This window comes from Aeromonas sp. FDAARGOS 1419, assembly GCF_019047045.1.
Taxonomy (GTDB): Bacteria; Pseudomonadota; Gammaproteobacteria; order Enterobacterales; family Aeromonadaceae; genus Aeromonas; species Aeromonas veronii.
In genome coordinates this window covers 872,233-891,041 of record NZ_CP077209.1, presented here as the reverse complement: position 1 = coordinate 891,041, position 18,809 = coordinate 872,233, and the positions used below count along the sequence as shown (strand labels likewise).

Here is an 18,809-nt window from a genome sequence, read left to right as displayed (position 1 = left end):
GCGCAGGAAACAAACCCGAGCCGCACACCGTTATTCGAGGTGATCCCCGAGCAGAAACTCCAGCGCCGCATCGAGCCGGATATGGGGCAGCGCCTGATGGGCGCTCATGGGCATCGGGCGAAACGTCTGAAAATCAAAGCCCTGACTGTTCCACCACTGCGCGGGCGGAATATGAGGCGGCACTTCACCCGGGAACAGCAGCAGCGGCTCACCCTCAAGGCTTGTGCCACGGATGGCGGGAAACTCGCGGCCATTGGCCACCCCCTTGCCCACCTCGGTCGCCTTGATGGCGGCGAGCGCCAGACACTCGGTGGTGATCCCCTCAAAACGGGCCTGACCGCGACCGCTGCGTACCAGATGCTGGAGCAGGGAGACCATGGGGGCATGCTGTTCGGGGGTGACGTGATCGGCCTTGCTCGCCACAAACAGCAGCTTGTCGATACGGGGCGAGAAGAGTCGCCGCCACCAGTTGCTCTTGCCGTAGGCAAAGCTCTCCATGATGCGGGCGATGGCCTGCTGCATGTCGCCAAAGCTGGCCGCCCCGGCATTAAGCGGCTGCAGGCAATCCACCAGCACGATCTGGCGATCAAAGCCGGCAAAGTGCTGCTCATAAAAACCCTGCACCAGATGCTGCTTGTACTGCTCGAAGCGCTGCTTGAGAGTGGCGTAAAGAGTGCCATCGGCGGGCTCTCCGACAGGCATCTCCCACACCCAGGGGACAAATTGCAGCATGGGGGCACCGGCATACTCGCCCGGCAAGACGAAGCGGCCGGGCTGAATAAGGTGCAATCCCAGCTCCTGTTTGCAAGCATGCAAGTAGGCGGTGTAACGCTCGGCTAGCTCAGCCACCGGCCGCTCTTCGAAGCGCTGATCGACCTGCCACCCGGGTGTCAGCCAGCTGGCGGCAAGTGCCTGCAGCTCTGGGCGACGAAGCTGCTCGCACACCTGTTCGCTCCACTGCTCGTAGCTCATCTCAAGGAGCGGCAAGTCGAGCAGCCACTCCCCGGGGTAGTCCACCAGATCCACGTAGAGGGTGGAGATCTCCCCCAGATGTTTGCGCAGGGGATGACGGGTGCGATAACGGATTTCGAGGCGCACTTCGGCCACCCCGCGGGTCGGCTCGGGCCAGACAGGTGGATCGCTAAACAGGGAGTCGAGGCCACGCTCGTAGGCAAAGGTGGGGATGTGGGCATTGAGCTGCGGCACCCGGCGAGCACCGAGGATGCGCCCCTGACGCAGGGCATCCCACAACGGCAAACGGCCGTCGATGGCCGCGTGTTCCAGCTGGTTGACCAGCGCCGTGATAAAGGCGGTTTTGCCGCTGCGAGAGAGGCCGGTCACCGCCAGCCGGATATGGCGATCCCGCACCCGGTTCACCACGTCGTTCGCCTTGTGTTGCAGGCGAGTCAACTTCTGTTCCAGTTTGTTGAGTATCAAGGCTTGATCCGTTCTCCCTTGGTGGTTGCATCCGGCGTGCTCAGCCGTGCGAGAGGTCGACCGCTTATCCACGTCTGGATAGTTGTCGTCGATAGTGGATCATCACAGAAGATTCCAACATCGACATTGAGTGCTTTAGCAAGCACTACAGCTTGCGAAATTCCCGCTGCAGGGTGAACTCCCTGGAGGTCACCAGTTTCTCGATCCGCTGAACTCTGGGCTCCAGCGCGTCAAGTTCCTGCGCGATGCGGCCCAGCGCCTGATGCGGGGTGATCCCCGCCTGCCAGCTGCGGGCCTTCATCCGCACCTCGGCAAAGTCGGCGTCCTCTTGCGAATAGAGGGTGACCGGCTTTTTGTCGAGCAAGAACCAGGCGGCGATATAGGCGGTGAAGGTGATGAAACCGGCGAAGATAAGACCACTGATGGCGAGCAGCCGCACGATCCAGGTCTCCACCCCGAAATACTCAGCCAAACCGGCACAGATCCCGGCTATCTTGCCACGCTGGGGATCACGATAGAGGTTACGCCCTTCACGACTGACACTGCTCATACCTTGTTCCTCCAACCGGGTACTTCCGCATCCAGAATCGATTCCAGCGCGCCCACTCGCTCCTGCATCTTCTCGGTGCGAGCCAGCAGCCCTTGCAGCTGTTCCCGCTCGCTATCGGCAAGACCGGCGCCAATGCGCCCCTTGGCACGATAGTGCAGCACCAGCCAGATGGGAGCCACCACCACCATGAAGACCACTATGGGAACCATCAATACGCCCAGCAGATCTTCCATCTGTTACTCCCCCTGTTTGCCTTCGCTTTTGCTGTCGCCCTGACCCAGCTTCTGGCGCATGGCTTCCAGCTCGCGGCTTATCTGATCGTCCACTTCCAGCTCGGCAAACTGCTGCGCCAGCGCCTTGTCGGACTGCCCCAGATCGGCGCGCGCTTCCATTTCGTCGATGCGACGCTCCATCCGCTCAAACTTGCTCACCACCGCCTGGCTCTCGCCACGGGCTACCTGGCTCTGCACATTGAGACGGCTGCTGGCAGCTTCGGTGCGAATGGCCATCGCCTTTTGACGGGCGCGGGCATCTTCCAGCTTGGCTTCGAGCTGACGGATCTCTTCACCCAGCTTCTCGATGCCGCTGTCGACCGCCTGCTGCTCGCGGTAGAGGGTCTCTGACAACTCGGTCTGCTTTTTCTTCTCGATAAGGGCCGCGCGGGCCAGATCTTCACGCCCTTTGGTCAGGGCCAGCTCGGCCTTGGCTTGCCACTCGTCGACCCGCTCCTGATGACGGGCGACCTGACGGCCAATCTCTTTCTGGCTGGCGAGGAAGCGGGCCAGATTGGAACGTTCCTTGACCAGCTCGTCCTCCATCTCCTGGATGATCAGGCGCACCATCTTCTGGGGATCTTCTGCCTTGTCGAGCAGGGCCGTCAGGTTGGAATTGATGATGTCGGCCAGACGGGAAAAAATACTCATGATTGCACTCCTGTTATTGGCATGGCGTTGTTTCTCCATTGACAATGGCAACTTGTGTGCCAATCTGGAACAAAATTTAACTTGTTGATTTATATGGGGCAGAATAGCCGGATTGCAAGATGCCTCGCGCAAGTGATGATTAAAATCACCAACTTTTGGTAAGATTGACCAGCTTTTACAACTGACAGGGATCACTATGACCACGGCCACGGAAAGCCTGCTGGGGGAATCCAACGCATTTCTCGAGATCATTGAGCAGGCCTCACGGCTCGCCCCGCTGCGCAAACCCGTGCTGATCATCGGTGAGCGGGGGACGGGCAAGGAGCTGATCGCCCACCGCCTACATTATCTCTCGGCGCGCTGGGATCAAAGCTTTGTCACCATCAACTGCGCCACCCTGAGCGAGAGCCTGCTGGAGACCGAGCTGTTCGGTCACGAAGCGGGATCGTTTACCGGCGCGGCCAAGCGCCATCAGGGCCGCTTCGAGCGGGCCGATGGCGGCACCCTCTTCCTTGACGAGCTGGCCACCACCAGCGCCCGGGTGCAGGAGAAGCTGCTGCGAGTCATCGAGTATGGCGAGTTCGAGCGGGTGGGTGGGGCCAAGCCCCTCAAGGTGGATGTGCGGCTGGTCTGCGCCACCAACGAGGATCTCCCTGCGCTGGCCGACAAGGGGCAGTTTCGTCACGATCTGCTCGACCGGCTCGCGTTTGATGTGATCACCCTCCCCCCCTTGCGGGAACGGCGGGAAGATATCCTGATGCTGGCGGAGCACTTCGCCCACAGCATGACCCGGGAGCTGGGCTATCCGCTGTTTGCCGGTTTCTCGCGCAAGGCAACCCAGCTGCTGCTGGATTACCACTGGCCGGGCAATGTGAGAGAGCTGAAGAACGTGGTGGAGCGCAGTCTCTATCGTCAGGGCAATCCCCAGCTGCCGCTCTCGACCCTGGTGCTCAACCCGTTTGATTCCCCCTGGCGACCACAGGTCACGCAACCTGCGCAAGAGGCCCGAAGCGAGGTACAATCTGCATCCCCCCTCGCCTTGCCGCTCGATCTCAAGCAGGCGGTGGCGGAGTACGAGATTAATTTACTCAAGCAAGCGATGCAGCAATCCCAGTATAATCAGCGCAAAGCCGCTCAACTGCTGGCCTTAAGCTATCACCAGTTCCGTGGCATGCTACGCAAATATCAGCTGCTGGATGGCGATAACGATGCAGAACAAGAGTGAAGGAGCGCGGTTGATGCCGACTCCAGCAACACGCCAGCCTTCGCGCTGGCACATTTGTATCAAAACGTGCGTACAAAACCCCTATAAGAACATGGTTCAACAATGAGAATGCTCACACCCTTGCTGCTGGGTCTGCTGGTGCTGGTCACCGGCTGCCAGAAGCAACCCGAGGCCTCCAAAACCGGACTCATCTATTGTGCTGAGGGATCCCCCCTCTCCTTCAATCCCCATGTTTCCAACTCCGGGGTGACACTGGATGCCAGTGCCCGTCCGCTCTACGACCGCCTGCTGGAGGTGAACCCCAACACCCTGGCGCTGGAGCCGGCGCTCGCCACCAACTGGCATGTCAGCGAGGATGGCCTCACCTATACCCTGACCCTGCGCAAGGGGGTGACGTTTCACCATACCCCCTGGTTCAAGCCCACCCGCACTTTCAATGCCGATGACGTGGTCTTCACCTATGCCCGCCAGCTTGACGAGCAGCACCCCTATCACAATGTCTCCGGCGGCGATTACCCCTACTTCTACAGCCTGGGGCAAGATCTGCTGATCAAGCGGGTGAGCAAGAAGGGGCCGCAGACGGTAGTGTTCGAGCTGAACCAGCCGAACGCCTCCTTCCTCGCCACTCTGGCCAGCGACTATGCGGTGATCCTCTCCGCCGAATACGCCGAGCAGATGTTGCAGGCGGGCACCCCAGCCCTGCTCGATAGCCGCCCCATCGGCACCGGACCGTTCAGCTTCAAGGAGTATCGCCACAACGAGTTCATTCGCTATCTGCGCCATCCCGGCTACTGGGGCGGTGATGCCAAGATTGAACAGCTGGTCTACGACATTACCCCCAAATCCGCCAAACGGCTGGCCAAGCTGCTGACCGGCGAGTGCGACGTGATGAGCACCCCTTCCGCCAGTCAGCTCTCGGTGATCAAGCAAAATCCGGCGCTGAGCCTCTCGGTCCAGTCGGGGATGAACGTCGCCTTTTTGGCCCTAAATACCCGCAAGCCGCCATTCAACAACGTCAAGGTGCGGCAGGCCATTGCCAGCGCCATCAATATCGACAACCTGCTGCAGGCGGTCTATTTCGATACCGGCCTGCCCGCCAACAGCCTGTTGCCGACCCTCTCATGGGGGTACAACCCCAGCCTGCCCGAGCGCAAACCCGACCTGAAACGGGCGCGCCAGCTGCTCAAGGAGGCGGGACTGGAGAAAGGGTTCGAGATGCAGGTGCTGGTACAACCGGACGCCCGCCCCTACAACCCGGATGCGGTCAAGACCGCCCAGCTGATCCGCAGCGATCTGGCCAAGGTCGGGATCAAGCTCAAGATCGTGCAACGGGAGTGGCCGGTGATCGAAGGCCGCCTCACCAAGGGGCAGTACGACAGTCTGCTCTCCGGCTGGATTGCCGACAACGCCGACCCGGACAACTTCTTCCGCCAGCTGCTGAGCTGCTCGGCAGTGGAGCGCGGCAACAACTACAGCCGCTGGTGCAGCCCGGCCTTCGATCAGTTGCTGGATGATGCGGTCACCACGCCCCAGCTCTCGTTCCGGCTGCGCAACTACTACTATGCCCAGACCCTGCTTAACGAACAGCTGCCGCTGATCCCGCTGGCGCACGCCTTGCGTACCCAGGTCAGCCGCAGCGACATCGAGGGGCTGACGCTGATGCCCTTTGGCGGCACCTCCTTCAACCAGGCTCACAGGGAGTAAGCATGCTTCTATACACCTTGCGCCGCATAAACCTGCTGCTTATCACTCTGCTGGCGCTGACCTTTGTCGCCTATCTGCTGGACTATCGGCTGATCGGCCATCAGCTCAGCTTCTGGAGCGGTTATCCCGATTTCCTGCGCCGCATTTTCGCAGGTGACCTGGGGCTCTCCAGCGTCTCCGGGCTGCCGGTGCTGGACGAGATCCGTCACTACTTCCCGGCGACCCTGATCCTCTGTCTGGCAGCGTTCGCCATCTCGCTGCTGGTGGGGATCCCTCTCGGCACCCTGGCGGCCCTGTCACAAGGCAAGACGCTGGATCTCTCCATCATGACTGCTGGTCTTATCGGCTATGCGGTGCCGGTGTTCTGGCTGGCGCTGCTGGTGGTGATGCTCTTTTCGCTGGATCTCGGCTGGCTGCCGGCGTCGGGCCAGATCAGCCTGCTCTACGATGTGCCCCCCATTACCGGCATCGCGGTGATCGATGTGCTGCTCAGCAACGAGCCCTGGCGGCAAGCGGCGCTGCACGATGCCCTGCGCCACCTGATCCTTCCGTCACTGGTGCTGGCGGTGGTGCCCACCACCGAGGTGATCCGCCATGTGCGCAGCTCCCTCATCGACGTGATGAAGCAGAACTACATCAAGGCGGCAGCGAGCCGGGGCCTTTCCAAGGCGCAGATCGTCTGGCGCCATGGTCTGAAGAACGCCTTGCCGCCGGTACTGCCGCTGCTGGGTCTGCAACTGGGTAGCGTGCTCACCTCCGCCATGATCACCGAGGTGGTGTTCGAGTGGCACGGGATCGGCCGCTGGCTTATCAGCAGCATCGCCCTGCAGGATTACGCCGCCATTCGCGGCGCGACCCTGGTAGTGGCCAGTTTCGTGATCCTGACCAGCGTCAGCACCGAGCTGCTCACCACCCTTATCTATCCGGCACGGCGCAAAGAGTTGTATGCCAAACAAGATTGAACGCGCTCATGGCGTGACCAGGAGCCAGGTATCCTATGCAAGATAAATCGAACATCTATCCCGAGCTCAAGATCCTCTCGCCCCTTGAGCAGACGTGGGCCTCCTACAGCCGCAATCCGTTGGCAATGGCGGGGCTATGGTGCTTTTTGCTATTGCTGCTCATCACGCTGGTGGGGCCGCTGGTCGTTCCCTACGGCATCGATGAACAGCACACCGACAAGCTGCTGCTCGCCCCCTCCTGGGCGGCGACCGGCAACATCGACTACTTCCTCGGCACCGACGATCTGGGGCGCGACATGCTCTCCCGGCTGGTGGTGGGGGCGCGTCTCACTTTCGGCTATGCGCTGGTCGTGGTGGTGATCGCCATGGTGGTGGGCTCCGCCATCGGTATCCTCGGCGGGATGAGCAAGGGACTTAAATCGAGCGTGCTGCACCACCTGCTCGATACCCTGCTCTCCATCCCCTCCCTGCTGATGGCCATCATCATGGTCGCCATCATGGGGCCGGGTTTTGGCAATACCCTGATAGCCATTACCCTGGCGTTGATCCCGCCTTTTATCCGGGCCACCTACAACGCAGTACATGCCGAGATGCAGAAGGAGTACATCACCGCCAGCCGCCTCGATGGCTCGCCCCCCTTCCGGATCATGCGTCTGGCTATTTTGCCCAACATTGTCGAAACCCTGGTGGCTCAGACCACCCGCACCTTGTCGGCGGCCATTCTCGATATCTCGGCGGTCGGTTTTCTTGGCCTAGGCGCCCAATCTCCCCAACCGGAGTGGGGCACCATGCTGGCCGATTCGAGCGACCTTATCTATCTCGCCCCCTGGACTGTCACCCTGCCCGGCATCGCCATCCTGTTCAGCGTGCTGGTGACCAATTTAGTTGGTGAAGGCATTCGTGAAGCACTTAAAGAGGGGAATGACTGATGCCGCTACTCGACATACGCAATCTCACCATCGAGATCGACACCCCGCAAGGCAAGGTCAAGGCGGTGGACAAGGTGAGCCTGACCCTGACCGAGGGGGAGATCCGCGGTCTGGTGGGTGAATCCGGCTCAGGTAAAAGTCTGATCGCCAAAGTGATCGTCGGCATCGAGAAGGACAACTGGACGGTACGTGCCGACCGGATGCGCTTCAACGACATGGATCTGCTGACCATGGCCCCCAAGGAGCGCCGTCGCATCATGGGCCGCGAGATCGCCATGATCTTCCAGGACCCCATCAGCTGTCTCGACCCCTCCGAGGAGATCGGCACCCAGCTGGAAGAGGCGATCCCGACCGATTCGTTCGAAGGACAATTCTGGCAGCGCTTCCAGTGGCGCAAGAAGAAGGCCATCGCCCTGCTGCACCGGGTAGGCGTCAAGGATCACCGCAAGGTGATGCGCGCCTATCCCCACGAGCTGTCGGATGGCATGTGCCAGAAGGTGATGATCGCCATGGCGATTGCCAACCAGCCGCGTCTGCTGGTAGCCGACGAGCCCACCAGCGCCATGGAGTCCACCACCCACTCCCAGATCCTGCGACTGCTGGACAAGATGAACAAGCTGGGCAATACCACCATCCTGATCATCAGTAACGATATCGCCGCCATTGCCAATCTGACTGATACCATCAACGTGATGTATTGCGGCCAGATGGTGGAGGTAGGCACCCGGGAGCAGATCCTCGAGACCCCGCATCACCCCTATACCGATGCCCTGCTCAAATCGATCCCCGACTTTGACAAGCTGGTGCGCCACAAGTCGCGCCTCGAGACCCTGCCCGGCGTCATCCCGCCGCTGCAACACCTGCCCATCGGCTGCCGTCTGGGGCCGCGCTGCCCCTACGCCCAGAAGCAGTGCGTGCAGACTCCATTGATGAACAAGATCAAGGGCCATCAGTTCAGCTGCCACTTCCCGCTGAACATGGAGGAGCCAAAAAAATGATGACCGTTAATGCCCCCATGAAGGAGCCCCGCTTGTGATCGAGCCATCCCTGTTGCAGGTCAGAGGCCTTAGCAAAACCTACCAGAACCGCACCGGTCTGTTCCGTCGTCAGGCGGTGGAGGCGATCAAGCCCCTCTCGTTCGATCTCGAAGTGGGTCAGACCCTCGCCATCGTCGGCGAGGCAGGCTCCGGCAAGAGCACCCTCGCCCGCATTCTGGCCGGGATGATCGAACCCACCAGCGGTGACATCGCCATCGACGGCCAGCTGATGGTGCATGGCGATTACCAGACTCGCTGCAAACTGCTGCGGATGATTTTTCAGGATCCCAACACCTCGCTGAACCGCAAGATCCGGGTCGGCCAGATCCTGGAAACCCCACTGCGCCTCAACACCGAGATGACTGAAGAGGAGCGCCGCGAGAAGGTGGTGCAGACCCTACGTATGGTGGGGATGCTGCCGGATCACGCCCTGTTCTATCCGCAGATGCTCTCCTCCGGTCAGCAGCAGCGGGTGGCTCTGGCGCGCGCACTGATCCTCAACCCCAAGATCGTGGTGGCCGATGAGGCGCTCTCCACCCTGGATATCTCGGTGCGCTCCCAGATCATCAATCTGCTGCTGGAGATGCAGGAGACCATGGGACTGAGTTATGTGCTGGTAGCCAACGACCTGGGTATCGTCAGCCATATCAGCGACGAGGTGCTGGTGATGCACGAAGGTCGGGTGGTGGAGCGCGGCAAGACTCTCAAGGTGTTTGCCGATCCCCAGCATGAGGTGACTCGCCGTCTCATCCAGAACTACAACAACGAATACCGCAAATAGAGAGGCGCTGGCCACCTCCCTCACCGCTGTGTTTCGCCGAGCTCACACAGCGGGATCAAAAAAGCCCACTGCATGCAGTGGGCTTTCTGTTACCGGCGTTGCTGCTTAGGCTTGCAGCAACAGGCGGTTGATGCGGGAGACGAAGCTCGCCGGATCGTTCAGCCCGCCCTGCTCGGCCAGCTGGGCCTGTTCATGCAGCAGGGTGACCCACTCACCGAACAGTGCCTCGTCTTCAATGGTGTCGAGTTTCTTCACCAGCGCATGGTCAGGGTTGAGCTCCAGAATGTACTTCTGCTCCGGTACCGGCTGGCCGGCCGCGCGCATCAGCTTGATCATCTGGGTGCTCATGCCGTAGGCGTCGGTGACGATGCAAGAAGGTGAGTCGGTCAGACGGTGGGTGACACGCACCTCTTTCACTGCATCGCCCAGGCTCTTCTTGACCCGCTCCACCAGACCGGCGTTGGCCTTCTCGGCCTCTTCCTGCGCCTGCTTGGAGGCTTCGTCTTCCAGATCGCCGAGATCCAGTTCGCCACGGGTGACGGAGATAAGCTGCTTGCCGCCGAACTCGGTCAGGTGGCTCATCAGCCACTCGTCCACGCGCTCCCACATCAGCAGCACTTCGACACCCTTCTTGCGGAAGATCTCGAGGTGCGGGCTGTTCTTGGCTGCGGCATAAGAGTCGGCGGTGATGTAGTAGATCTTCTGCTGGCCTTCCTTCATGCGGCCAACATAATCCTCGAGAGAGACGGTCTGGGCTTCGCCCTCGCCAGCGGTGCTGGCAAAGCGCAGGAGCTTGGCGATCTCTTCGCGGTTGGCGTAATCCTCGGCAGGACCCTCTTTGAGCACGTTACCGAACTCTTTCCAGAATTTGGCGTACTTCTCGGCATCATCTTTCGCCAGCTTGGAGAGCATGGTCAGCACGCGCTTGGAGCAAGCCTTGCGCAGGGAGGCGGTCACCTTGTTGTCCTGCAGGATTTCACGGCTGACGTTGAGCGGCAGATCGTTGGAGTCCAGCACCCCTTTGACGAAGCGCAGGTAGGTCGGCATAAACTGCTCGGCGTCGTCCATGATGAAGACGCGCTGTACGTAGAGCTTCAGACCGTGCTTCTGCTCGCGGTTGTAGAGGTCGAACGGTGCGCGGGCCGGTACGTAGAGCAGGCTGGTGTACTCCTGCGCCCCTTCCACCCGGTTGTGACCCCAGAGCAGCGGATCTTCAAAGTCGTGAGCAACGTGCTTGTAGAACTCCTGATACTCCTCCTCCTTGATATCTTTCGGGTTGCGGGTCCACAGTGCAGTCGCGCGGTTGACCTGCTCCCACTCGCCCGGGGTGCCGACGATGGTCTCGCCATCCTCTTCACGATCCGGGGTACCCTCTTTGAACATCTCGACCGGTACGCTGATGTGATCGGAATATTTACCCACCACGGAGCGCAGACGCCAGTCGTCGAGGAACTCGTCCTCTTCGGCACGCAGGTGCAGGATGACATCGGTACCGCGACCCTCTTTGGTCACATCAGCGACGGTGAAGGAGCCTTCCCCTTCCGATTCCCACTGTACGCCCTGCTCCGGGGCAGTACCGGCGGCACGGGACACCACGGTCACCTTGTCGGCCACGATAAAGGCGGAGTAGAAACCGACCCCGAACTGACCGATCAGCTGGGAATCCTTACCCTGATCGCCGGAGAGGTTTTTGAAAAATTCGGCGGTACCGGACTTGGCGATGGTACCCAGGTGCTCAATCACCTGATCGCGGGTCATACCGATCCCGTTATCGGAGATGGTCAGGGTACGTTTCTCTTTGTCCACAACCAGGCGCACACGCAACTGGCCGTCGTTTTCGAACAAAGAGGCATCGGAAAGCGCCTTGAAGCGCAGCTTGTCCGCCGCATCGGATGCGTTGGAGATCAGCTCGCGCAGGAATACTTCTTTGTTGGAGTAGAGGCTGTGAGCCATCAGGCTCAGCAGTTGTTTGACTTCAGTTTGAAAGCCGTGGGTTTCGGCATGAACACTTTGGGTCATGGACCAATCCTCAGAAACATCGGGTTGAACATACGCCCAACCTAGATGGGGACAGCGATCCAAATATCAAGGGGGCGAATGTGCAATCCTGCTCATTCGCCCCCTTTTTCCATTCAACTGCCGATTTTCTGATCAAGCCGCAATGATACAGCCCTATCCCGCCCCTTATTTGAGGCGCTGGCGCCCCATCAGGGAGTGGGAGAGCGTGGTGCCATCCACCAGCTCCAGCTCGCCCCCCACCGGCACGCCATGGGCGATGCGGCTTACCTCCACCCCGGCAGCACGGGCCATATCGGCGATATACCAGGCGGTGGCATCCCCCTCGATGGTGGGGTTGGTGGCGAGGATCAGTTCGCTGATCGCCTCATCCTTCAGGCGGCGCTCCAGAATATCGAGCCCCAGCTCCTCGGGGCCGATACCATCGAGCGGCGACAGATGGCCCATCAGCACAAAGTAACGACCGGAAAACTGGCCGGTCTGCTCGATGGCAGCCACGTCCGCCGGGCTCTCCACCACACAGAGCAGACCATTCTCTTCCCGCTTGGGATTGGCGCAAATATCGCAGCGATCGTTCTCGGTAAAGGTGCGGCAGTGGCTGCAGTGGCCAATCTCGGTCAGGGCGCGGGAGAGCAGCTGGGCCAGCCGCAAACCACCGCTGCGCTCGCGCTCGAGCAGGGTAAAGGCCATCCGCTGTGCCGATTTGGGCCCCACCCCCGGCAGCACCTGCAGGGCTTTCATCATCTCGTCGAGCAGGGGACTGAATTTCATAACACACCTCACACTGGCCAACCCGCACCACTCTCTGGATAACCGCGGGTCAGCTGAACTGGATAACGCAACTGGCGCAGGACTATACCCGAGCACGCCGCCCATCGCCATCGGCTTGCCCACAGCGCTCGCAAAAACACGGATAGCAAAAAGCCCTGATGTTTCCATCAGGGCTTTGCAAGTTGGCGGTGAGGGAGACCGCCTGAATCAAGTCCAGACAAAATCAGTCACATCCTACATATGCAATTACAATCAATAACTTACTTAAAAAATCGTCCAGCAGCATCCGACTGTAAATGACTCTATCCCGCACTAAATGGCACAATGGATGGCATAGTCCATAGCATGCCACATTCTCAAGTAATCTTCCCTATGGCACTTCTTACCGATACCAAAGCACGTAATCTCAAGCCGGGTGACAAAGCAATTGCACATGGTGGTGTAACAGCCCTTGTACTTCATCCGTCAACAGCGAAAGGTCGTGGCAACTAGGTGCTTCGTTATGTCAGCCCAGTGACCGGCAAACGCAGAAATGCGGGGCTTGGTTCTTACCCAGAGATATCCATCGCGGATGCCACCAAGCAAGGACAGAAGATGCGAGAGCAACTCGCCAATGGCCTTGACCCTCTGGAACTCAAACGTGCTGAAGAGAGCAAACCCTCTATCCCAACTTTTGAGGCTGCGGCTCGAGAAGTTCACTCCAAACTGTTGCCTGGATGGAAAAATCCTAAACACGGCAAACAGTGGATCTCGACGCTCGAGCAGTATGCATTCCCCATGATTGGCCAGTACTCAATCTCCGCTATCACTCCTGCACAGATCGCTGAGGTCTTAGAGCCGCTAACAAAACCGTTCAACAAAGCGTAGGCAGATAACGGCGCAAGCCAGCGTCAACAAGGCGAGATGGATATCCAACCGTCGCTCGAAACGTATTCGTAGCTTCCCAAAGCCTGCTAGCCAACCATGAGTGCGTTCTACAACCCAGCGATGACAACCCAATCGCTCATTGCTATCGATGCCTCGCCGGGCAATACGAACCTTGATACCCCGTCGCCTCAGATAATCTCGACAACGGCGAAAATCATACCCTTTGTCTGCGTGTAGCTTGTCAGGTCGACATCGTGGTCGCCCTCTCTTACCTGCTAACGCCGGAAGTGCATCCAACAAGGGCTCAAACATTATCGAGTCATGGCGATTGGCGCCTGATACAAGCACTGCGAGCGGTATGCCCTGACGGTCCACCACTATGTGTCGTTTACTGCCCAGCTTGCCTCTGTCTGTCGGGTTACGTCCTGTTTCCTGGCCCCCCGGGGGCTGGCTACGCTCGCGCCATCGAGGCTTGTTCTACTCCAGTCGATGTGGCCAGCTTGATGTAGCTGGCTCAGGAGCGCCACGTGAAGTCGCTGCCAGATGCCTTGAGCTTGCCAATCACGTAGGCGACGCCAGCACGTCATTCCGCTGCCAAAACCCAAAGACTGGGGTAAGTCCTCCCACGGGATCCCGGTAGTAAGGACAAACAGAATACCGTTGAGAACGGCATAGTCATCGAGGCGTGGACGGCCACCCCGTGGCGAAGGCTGGTGAGGTGGCAGAAGTGGCTGCAAGGACTTCCATAGCTGGTTACTGATGATTTTTCGTGTCATGCCGGCTATGTGGGGACTGGTATCGTTCGAATCAACTTAGTTTTGTTAGCGGCTATTAATGCCGATCTGGTTGGAGATCCCTGAAACTGCCAGCCGTGTGAAACAACGACTGCATGCCGTGATGGCTTGGGCCTGGGCACATGGTCACATGGTCACTGCCAAGCAAACCCGGTCGATGTGGTAAATCACTTACTCCCACTACAACCCAGTAAAGCCGTTCGTACCGAACATCAACCTGCCATGCCCTGGCGTGATATTCCTGCCTTTGTTCAGCAGCATCTGAGGACAATACAACGTTATGATATTACTCGCTTAATGCTGGAGTTCTTGATCCTGACGGCTTGCCGTTCAGGTGAAGTCAGGGCAATCAAATGGTCAGAGGTCGATCTGGAAGCAAAGATCTGGACCTTGCCAGCGGAGCGAATGAAGGCCAAACAAATGCATCGCGTCCCGTTATCTCTTCGCGCTGTTGAGATCCTGATGGGATTGCAGGGGTTGCATGATGAATTGGTCTTCCCTTCACCACGCGATCAAGTTCCCCTATCAGATATGGTACTAACGACGTTCTTACGGCGGGTAAAAGCACCGAGCTCTACTCCTGGCCGTCTAGCAACGGCACATGGCTTTCGTTCCAGCTTTCGAGACTGGTGCAGCGAGCAGGGCTTCAGCCGTTTAACTGATAGAACTCATACCCGGTTTTGCGAGCCAAAAACAGATGACAGAAGCGTTTACCCCACGACGTTGTAGCCTGGCTAAAAAAGCAGTCTCTCGTGACTGGTAGCTTTATTAGGACGATGACGTGCGGATCCCATCAAGGCCAGAGCCGGAAAACGGCTCACAGACAGGCCGGATACATTGACGCAAACGACTTCTGGAAATCAGTTCACGCTTGCAGATAAGGAGCAGACCATACATTTTTTAGTATGTCCTTTTCACGTTCGAGCCGGTTGATACGGGCTTCCAGCTCCTGGATTTTCTACTGCTCCGGAGTCAGCGCTTTGCTGATTGGGGTAGTGCCACAGCGTTCGGATTGAAGCTGCTGAACCCAGCGGCGAAGTACGGTTTCACCAACATCCAGTGAACGGCTGGCTTCGGGGACTGAATATCCCTGGTCGAGCACTAGGGAGGCGGCGTCGAGTTTGAATTCGGCAGTAAATGAGCGATGTAATCTTGTCATTGAACACCTCAGGTCACGGTGGCGACTGTACCACCTAAAATGGTGTCCGGGATGATTAGACCACTACAGACTGGATGTTCAGAGCGCAGCAAAAGCGAGCTGTCACACCGGGACAGAACGCGAAACATTACCTAGCAGGCGTTCTCCATCCAGGCAATGGAAGAGTGCTTTACGTCAGTTGAATAAAGAAAGACTCATCCCTGTTTATCGCCATGCTGGAAAAGCTGCGTAGCCACTACCGACGAGCCAAAACCATCACGCGCAATCATCAATATAGAGGAATGGCCAGCCCGCTGGCCCGAGTGAAACACTACATGGATACCGTGTTTCCTTTCCCGGAATGGCTATGGCACAGCGAAGATGTAGCACTATTGGGATCAGTTATTTTGTAAGGGGCCAGAAAAGCACAAAACGAGCTCCTCCCAAAGCAGAATCACTAATGTTGATATTACCTCCATGGAGGCCGATGATCCGACTGGCAATGGTTAGTCCCAAGCCAAATCCAGCATTGCTACGCGCCTGTTTACGCAAAAAACGAGTGTAAGGTTGAAAAATTTGTGCGCGCTCCTCCAAGGGGATACCAGGCCCATCATCATCAACGATAAGATTGACCATACCCTGTTCGAGAAGAATAGTGACAACTACACGTGATATGGCATATTTGCAGGCATTGCGAACTATGTTACTAACAGCATATTTCATCAACTTTGCATCAAAGTATGCGCTACATCCTGCCGGTATGTCCCCGACTTCAATTTGCACGCCATTCGCCAAACTTTCCTGATTTTCTATAACCTCATACAACCAAGGTGCAAGTACATGCACCTCGGGACGGAAGGCAACGTCATCACGGTCAAAACGGCCAAATACTAATGCAGCCTGAACCAGTTCATCCAGCTCAGTCAAATCATTCTCTATGCGCTCTAAATAACCACGCATGGCTTCCGGATCATCAAGTTCCTGCAAGATACCGACCGTAAAACGAATGCGAGCCAGTGGCGTACGTAACTCGTGAGAAATCATGCTGGACATTTCCTTGTGCGCAGCAATCAGATACTGAATCCGCTCAGCCATACTGTTCATCGTAGCGACCAACGGTGAAAATAACTCGGAGCGCGCAGGCGCAACTCGGAAGCCAAGCTTGCCCTCCCCCAGTAATTTTGCAGTAGTGCGCAAGCTGCGCGCATCAATCTGTAAAGGACGCAGCCACCACCAAGCTGCTCCACCAAGTAACAGTGCTGCGAGCCCCCATATTGCCATTTTGGTCAGAATTTCCTGACGGAATGACGCAGCATACTCAGGATTCACTGAATGACTAAGAGGGCCTATTGCAGCCAGTGTCAGTTTGTCGGGGAGCAGACGATAAAGAACATCGCCTTCATCGGTAATGACACTTTGCCCGGTCAAGAGCGCTTGATATTCATCGGGGCGAAATATCGCCTGTTTCTGTACAAGCGGCAACAGTCGAAGATTATAGTGAAAATGACGATCCAACTCCGCCACAAGCCTAGGCCAATGGCTAGCGGGAGCAGGAGAGAGTCGCTCTTCAATTAGCAACTCAGTTCCACGCAGCAACCCCTGCATGTATGCGTGCTGATTATCTCGCAGAGTCTTCTCTATCAATACCTGTGCAAGCGCAACCAGAACAACCACCGAAATCAACCAGAAAACATAAAATCGCAGGTATTGCCGCAAGTGCACTTGATGAAAAAAAAGCATCTCTAATCCCACCCCCGCCTGCTGAACAAATAACCTTTGCCTCGCACAGTCTTGATGCGCTGAGGTTGCTCCGGATTATCATCCAGTTTTTTACGCAAACGAGCTATTCGCACATTCATTGAGCGATCGATACCATCGTAATCGATGCCACGTAACTTGCTCATCAGCTCATCCCGGCCAAGTACTTCACCAGCATGGCTGGCCAAGAGCCAAAGCAGATCAAATTCAGCCGTAGTCAGCAGGATTTCTCGCCCATTCAGTAAAATAGTACGAGCTGCAAGCATGATCTCCAGTTTGCCAAAACGTAACGTTGTCTCTGGCTCTGCAGTTACGGCTGGTAACGTTCGACGAGTGAGAGCCCGCAAGCGGGCCAGCAACACGCGCGGCTGGACGGGCTTGGCTATATAATCATCAGCCCCTATTTCAAGCCCGAGGACCTGATCAGCATCTTCATTCACGGCAGTCAGCATTACAACAATACCGGTAAAATAGGGGCGAATTTGTCGGCAGACTTCCAATCCATCCATACCCGGAAGAAGCAAATCAAGAATCACCACATCTGGATTTTCCGCAAGGATGCGTCTAGCGGCAACATCACCACGCAGCTCAATATCAACCGAAAAACCGAATCGGTCGAGATATTCGGCAGTAACATCTGCCAGCCTCTTATCATCCTCTACGAGAAGAACACGCATACTTGTCGGCTCATATTCAATCACTGGAGAACAGTGTCCAACCTCAACCAAGCAAACACAACACTTATAATTAAGTGTAGAATAAGTGCACAGTGAAGGCTGATGTATGGAGATGGTATTCACCTGACAGTTGCCCACAAAAGGGAGTGGTCAAACGGCTTCAAACCGGTACCCCTACCGTGTTATCCGGAGTCACCGTATGACCACCAACGAGAAAGTAGCACGTCGCAAACTCAGCCTGCTAGCGCTCGCCAAAGAGCTCAATAACGTCAGCAAAGCCTGCAAGCTCATCGGCTACAGCCGTCAGCAGTTCTACGAAATTCGCCGTAATTACCAGACCTATGGCGCAGAGGGCTTGCTTGACAAATTGCCTGGCTGTAAAGGGGCTCATCCCAACCGGGTTGCGCCCGAGATTGAACAGGCCATCCTCGATTACTCCCTCACCAGACCAACTCATGGCCCGCTGCGGGTCGCGCAAGAACTGGCTCTGCAAGGCATCAATGTCAGTGCGGGCGGTGTGCGTGGCGTGTGGCAACGGCACGACTTGCTCTCCAAACATGACCGTTTGTTGCGCCTCGAGAAAACCCATAGGGAGCAGACCATTGAGCTCAATGACCAGCCAATTCGCCTGTTAGAGCGCTTCAGCCCCGAGTTTCGCGAACGTCAGATTGAGGTCCACTACACCGGGGAACTGATGGCGGTCGACATCTTCTTCGTCGGCGCGCTCAAGGGGGTTGGCAAGGTGTATCTGCAAACAGTGCTGGACTGCTACAGTCGCCACGCCTGGGGACGGCTCTACACCAGAAAGCTGCCGGTGACCTCAGGTCATGTGCTCAATGAAACGGTGCTGCCGTTTTTCGAAGCCCACGAGGCGCGGGTCTATACCATCCTGTCGGACAACGGGCGCAAGTTCTGTGGGCGCCCTGACCACTATCCCTACGAGCTGTTCCTGCAACTAGAGGGGATTGAGCACCGAACCACCAAGGTGCGCAGACCGCAGAGCAACGGCTTTATCGAGCGGCTGCATCAAACCTTGCTGGATGAACACTTCCGCATCAAAGGAAGGACGACCAGGTATGAGTCGGTAGAGCAGATGCAGACAGACCTAGATAGCTATCTGGTGCACTACAACACCCAGCTGCCACATCAAGGCAGAATGATGGTGGGGCAGACACCTTACAGTATGTTCAAGAAGGGTCTGAAATTGATACCGAAGGAAGTACGCTCTAAAGTAGCGTAA

18 protein-coding genes and 3 pseudogenes are annotated in these 18,809 nt (G+C 57.5%); 11 read left to right on the top strand and 10 right to left on the bottom strand.

What is annotated here, in order from left to right:
- Positions 1-30 precede the first annotated feature (30 nt).
- The 4 genes from I6L49_RS03880 to pspA all read right to left on the bottom strand — a co-directional run bounded on the left by I6L49_RS03880 (position 31) and on the right by pspA (position 2,910).
- A complete protein-coding gene (locus tag I6L49_RS03880) occupies positions 31-1,437 on the bottom strand; it encodes a YcjX family protein (RefSeq protein WP_216950639.1) in 1,407 nt (468 codons plus the stop codon).
- Positions 1,438-1,582: 145 nt separating this feature from the next.
- Positions 1,583-1,987 (bottom strand): envelope stress response membrane protein PspC, encoded by a 405-nt coding sequence (gene pspC, locus I6L49_RS03875; protein WP_005333670.1) that lies wholly within the window; start codon positions 1,985-1,987, stop codon positions 1,583-1,585.
- Positions 1,984-2,220 (bottom strand): envelope stress response membrane protein PspB, encoded by a 237-nt coding sequence (gene pspB, locus I6L49_RS03870; RefSeq protein WP_216950638.1) that lies wholly within the window; start codon positions 2,218-2,220, stop codon positions 1,984-1,986. Before pspB ends, pspC begins: the two co-directional genes overlap by 4 nt.
- 3 nt (positions 2,221-2,223) lie before the next feature.
- Positions 2,224-2,910 carry a phage shock protein PspA gene (gene pspA, locus I6L49_RS03865; protein ID WP_005361184.1) on the bottom strand — a complete coding sequence of 229 codons (687 nt, stop codon included), beginning with the start codon at positions 2,908-2,910 and terminating at the stop codon, positions 2,224-2,226.
- A 196-nt stretch (positions 2,911-3,106) separates the two neighbouring features.
- Between pspA and pspF the strand changes: the two genes are divergently transcribed.
- From pspF to I6L49_RS03835, 6 genes are all read left to right on the top strand, one after another.
- Positions 3,107-4,135, top strand: a complete 1,029-nt coding sequence (gene pspF, locus I6L49_RS03860) for a phage shock protein operon transcriptional activator (RefSeq protein WP_216950637.1) — start codon at positions 3,107-3,109, stop codon at positions 4,133-4,135.
- 108 nt (positions 4,136-4,243) lie between these two features.
- Positions 4,244-5,839, top strand: coding sequence for an ABC transporter substrate-binding protein SapA (gene sapA, locus I6L49_RS03855; protein WP_041202111.1), 1,596 nt, complete (start codon positions 4,244-4,246; stop codon positions 5,837-5,839).
- Positions 5,840-5,841: 2 nt separating this feature from the next.
- Positions 5,842-6,801 (top strand): ABC transporter permease subunit, encoded by a 960-nt coding sequence (locus I6L49_RS03850; protein WP_005333676.1) that lies wholly within the window; start codon positions 5,842-5,844, stop codon positions 6,799-6,801.
- Positions 6,802-6,836: 35 nt separating this feature from the next.
- Positions 6,837-7,730 (top strand): ABC transporter permease subunit, encoded by an 894-nt coding sequence (locus I6L49_RS03845; RefSeq protein WP_005333677.1) that lies wholly within the window; start codon positions 6,837-6,839, stop codon positions 7,728-7,730.
- Positions 7,730-8,728, top strand: a complete 999-nt coding sequence (locus I6L49_RS03840; RefSeq protein WP_005333679.1) for an oligopeptide/dipeptide ABC transporter ATP-binding protein — start codon at positions 7,730-7,732, stop codon at positions 8,726-8,728. Before I6L49_RS03845 ends, I6L49_RS03840 begins: the two co-directional genes overlap by 1 nt.
- Positions 8,729-8,762: 34 nt before the next feature.
- Complete coding sequence (locus tag I6L49_RS03835; RefSeq protein WP_005333681.1) at positions 8,763-9,548, top strand: ABC transporter ATP-binding protein; 786 nt, start codon at positions 8,763-8,765, stop codon at positions 9,546-9,548.
- 105 nt (positions 9,549-9,653) lie between these two features.
- Here I6L49_RS03835 and htpG read toward each other — a convergent pair whose 3' ends face one another.
- Both htpG and recR read right to left on the bottom strand, forming a co-directional pair.
- Positions 9,654-11,567 (bottom strand): molecular chaperone HtpG, encoded by a 1,914-nt coding sequence (gene htpG / locus I6L49_RS03830; RefSeq protein ID WP_216950636.1) that lies wholly within the window; start codon positions 11,565-11,567, stop codon positions 9,654-9,656.
- Between the two features lie 165 nt (positions 11,568-11,732).
- The gene (gene recR / locus I6L49_RS03825; RefSeq protein ID WP_005346280.1) at positions 11,733-12,335 is read right to left on the bottom strand and encodes a recombination mediator RecR; all 603 of its coding nucleotides are present in this window, start codon (positions 12,333-12,335) and stop codon (positions 11,733-11,735) included.
- Between the two features lie 492 nt (positions 12,336-12,827).
- Here recR and I6L49_RS21135 point away from each other — a divergent pair.
- Positions 12,828-12,923, top strand: a pseudogene (locus I6L49_RS21135) (hypothetical protein); the annotation flags it as partial.
- 6 nt (positions 12,924-12,929) lie between these two features.
- Positions 12,930-13,202 (top strand): hypothetical protein, encoded by a 273-nt coding sequence (locus tag I6L49_RS03820; RefSeq protein ID WP_254127537.1) that lies wholly within the window; start codon positions 12,930-12,932, stop codon positions 13,200-13,202.
- Here the strand turns inward: I6L49_RS03820 and I6L49_RS03815 are convergent.
- Positions 13,176-13,978, bottom strand: a protein-coding gene (locus I6L49_RS03815; RefSeq protein WP_216949514.1) for an IS5 family transposase whose coding sequence is annotated in 2 segments (ribosomal slippage) — positions 13,176-13,651 and positions 13,651-13,978 — 804 coding nt in all. Because the reading frame shifts where the segments join, the coding sequence is not laid out codon by codon here. The genes I6L49_RS03820 and I6L49_RS03815 overlap by 27 nt on opposite strands.
- A gap of 240 nt (positions 13,979-14,218) precedes the next feature.
- Between I6L49_RS03815 and I6L49_RS03810 the strand changes: the two genes are divergently transcribed.
- Positions 14,219-14,725 carry a tyrosine-type recombinase/integrase gene (locus I6L49_RS03810; protein ID WP_254127536.1) on the top strand — a complete coding sequence of 169 codons (507 nt, stop codon included), beginning with the start codon at positions 14,219-14,221 and terminating at the stop codon, positions 14,723-14,725.
- A 169-nt stretch (positions 14,726-14,894) separates the two neighbouring features.
- Here I6L49_RS03810 and I6L49_RS03805 read toward each other — a convergent pair.
- Positions 14,895-15,155 (bottom strand): annotated as a pseudogene (locus tag I6L49_RS03805) (transposase); the annotation flags it as partial.
- Between the two features lie 68 nt (positions 15,156-15,223).
- On the opposite strand from I6L49_RS03805, the pseudogene I6L49_RS03800 reads away from it, so the two are divergent.
- A pseudogene (locus I6L49_RS03800) lies at positions 15,224-15,521 on the top strand (IS630 family transposase); the annotation flags it as partial.
- A gap of 15 nt (positions 15,522-15,536) precedes the next feature.
- On the opposite strand, the gene I6L49_RS03795 reads toward I6L49_RS03800, so the two are convergent.
- Entirely contained in the window at positions 15,537-16,886 is a 1,350-nt protein-coding gene (locus I6L49_RS03795) for an ATP-binding protein (protein ID WP_216950635.1), read from the bottom strand.
- Positions 16,877-17,569 carry a winged helix-turn-helix domain-containing protein gene (locus I6L49_RS03790; RefSeq protein WP_216950634.1) on the bottom strand — a complete coding sequence of 231 codons (693 nt, stop codon included), beginning with the start codon at positions 17,567-17,569 and terminating at the stop codon, positions 16,877-16,879. The genes I6L49_RS03795 and I6L49_RS03790 overlap by 10 nt, the downstream gene beginning before the upstream one ends.
- A 199-nt stretch (positions 17,570-17,768) precedes the next feature.
- Here I6L49_RS03790 and I6L49_RS03785 point away from each other — a divergent pair, with 199 nt between their 5' ends.
- A complete protein-coding gene (locus I6L49_RS03785; RefSeq protein ID WP_216950633.1) occupies positions 17,769-18,809 on the top strand; it encodes an IS481 family transposase in 1,041 nt (346 codons plus the stop codon).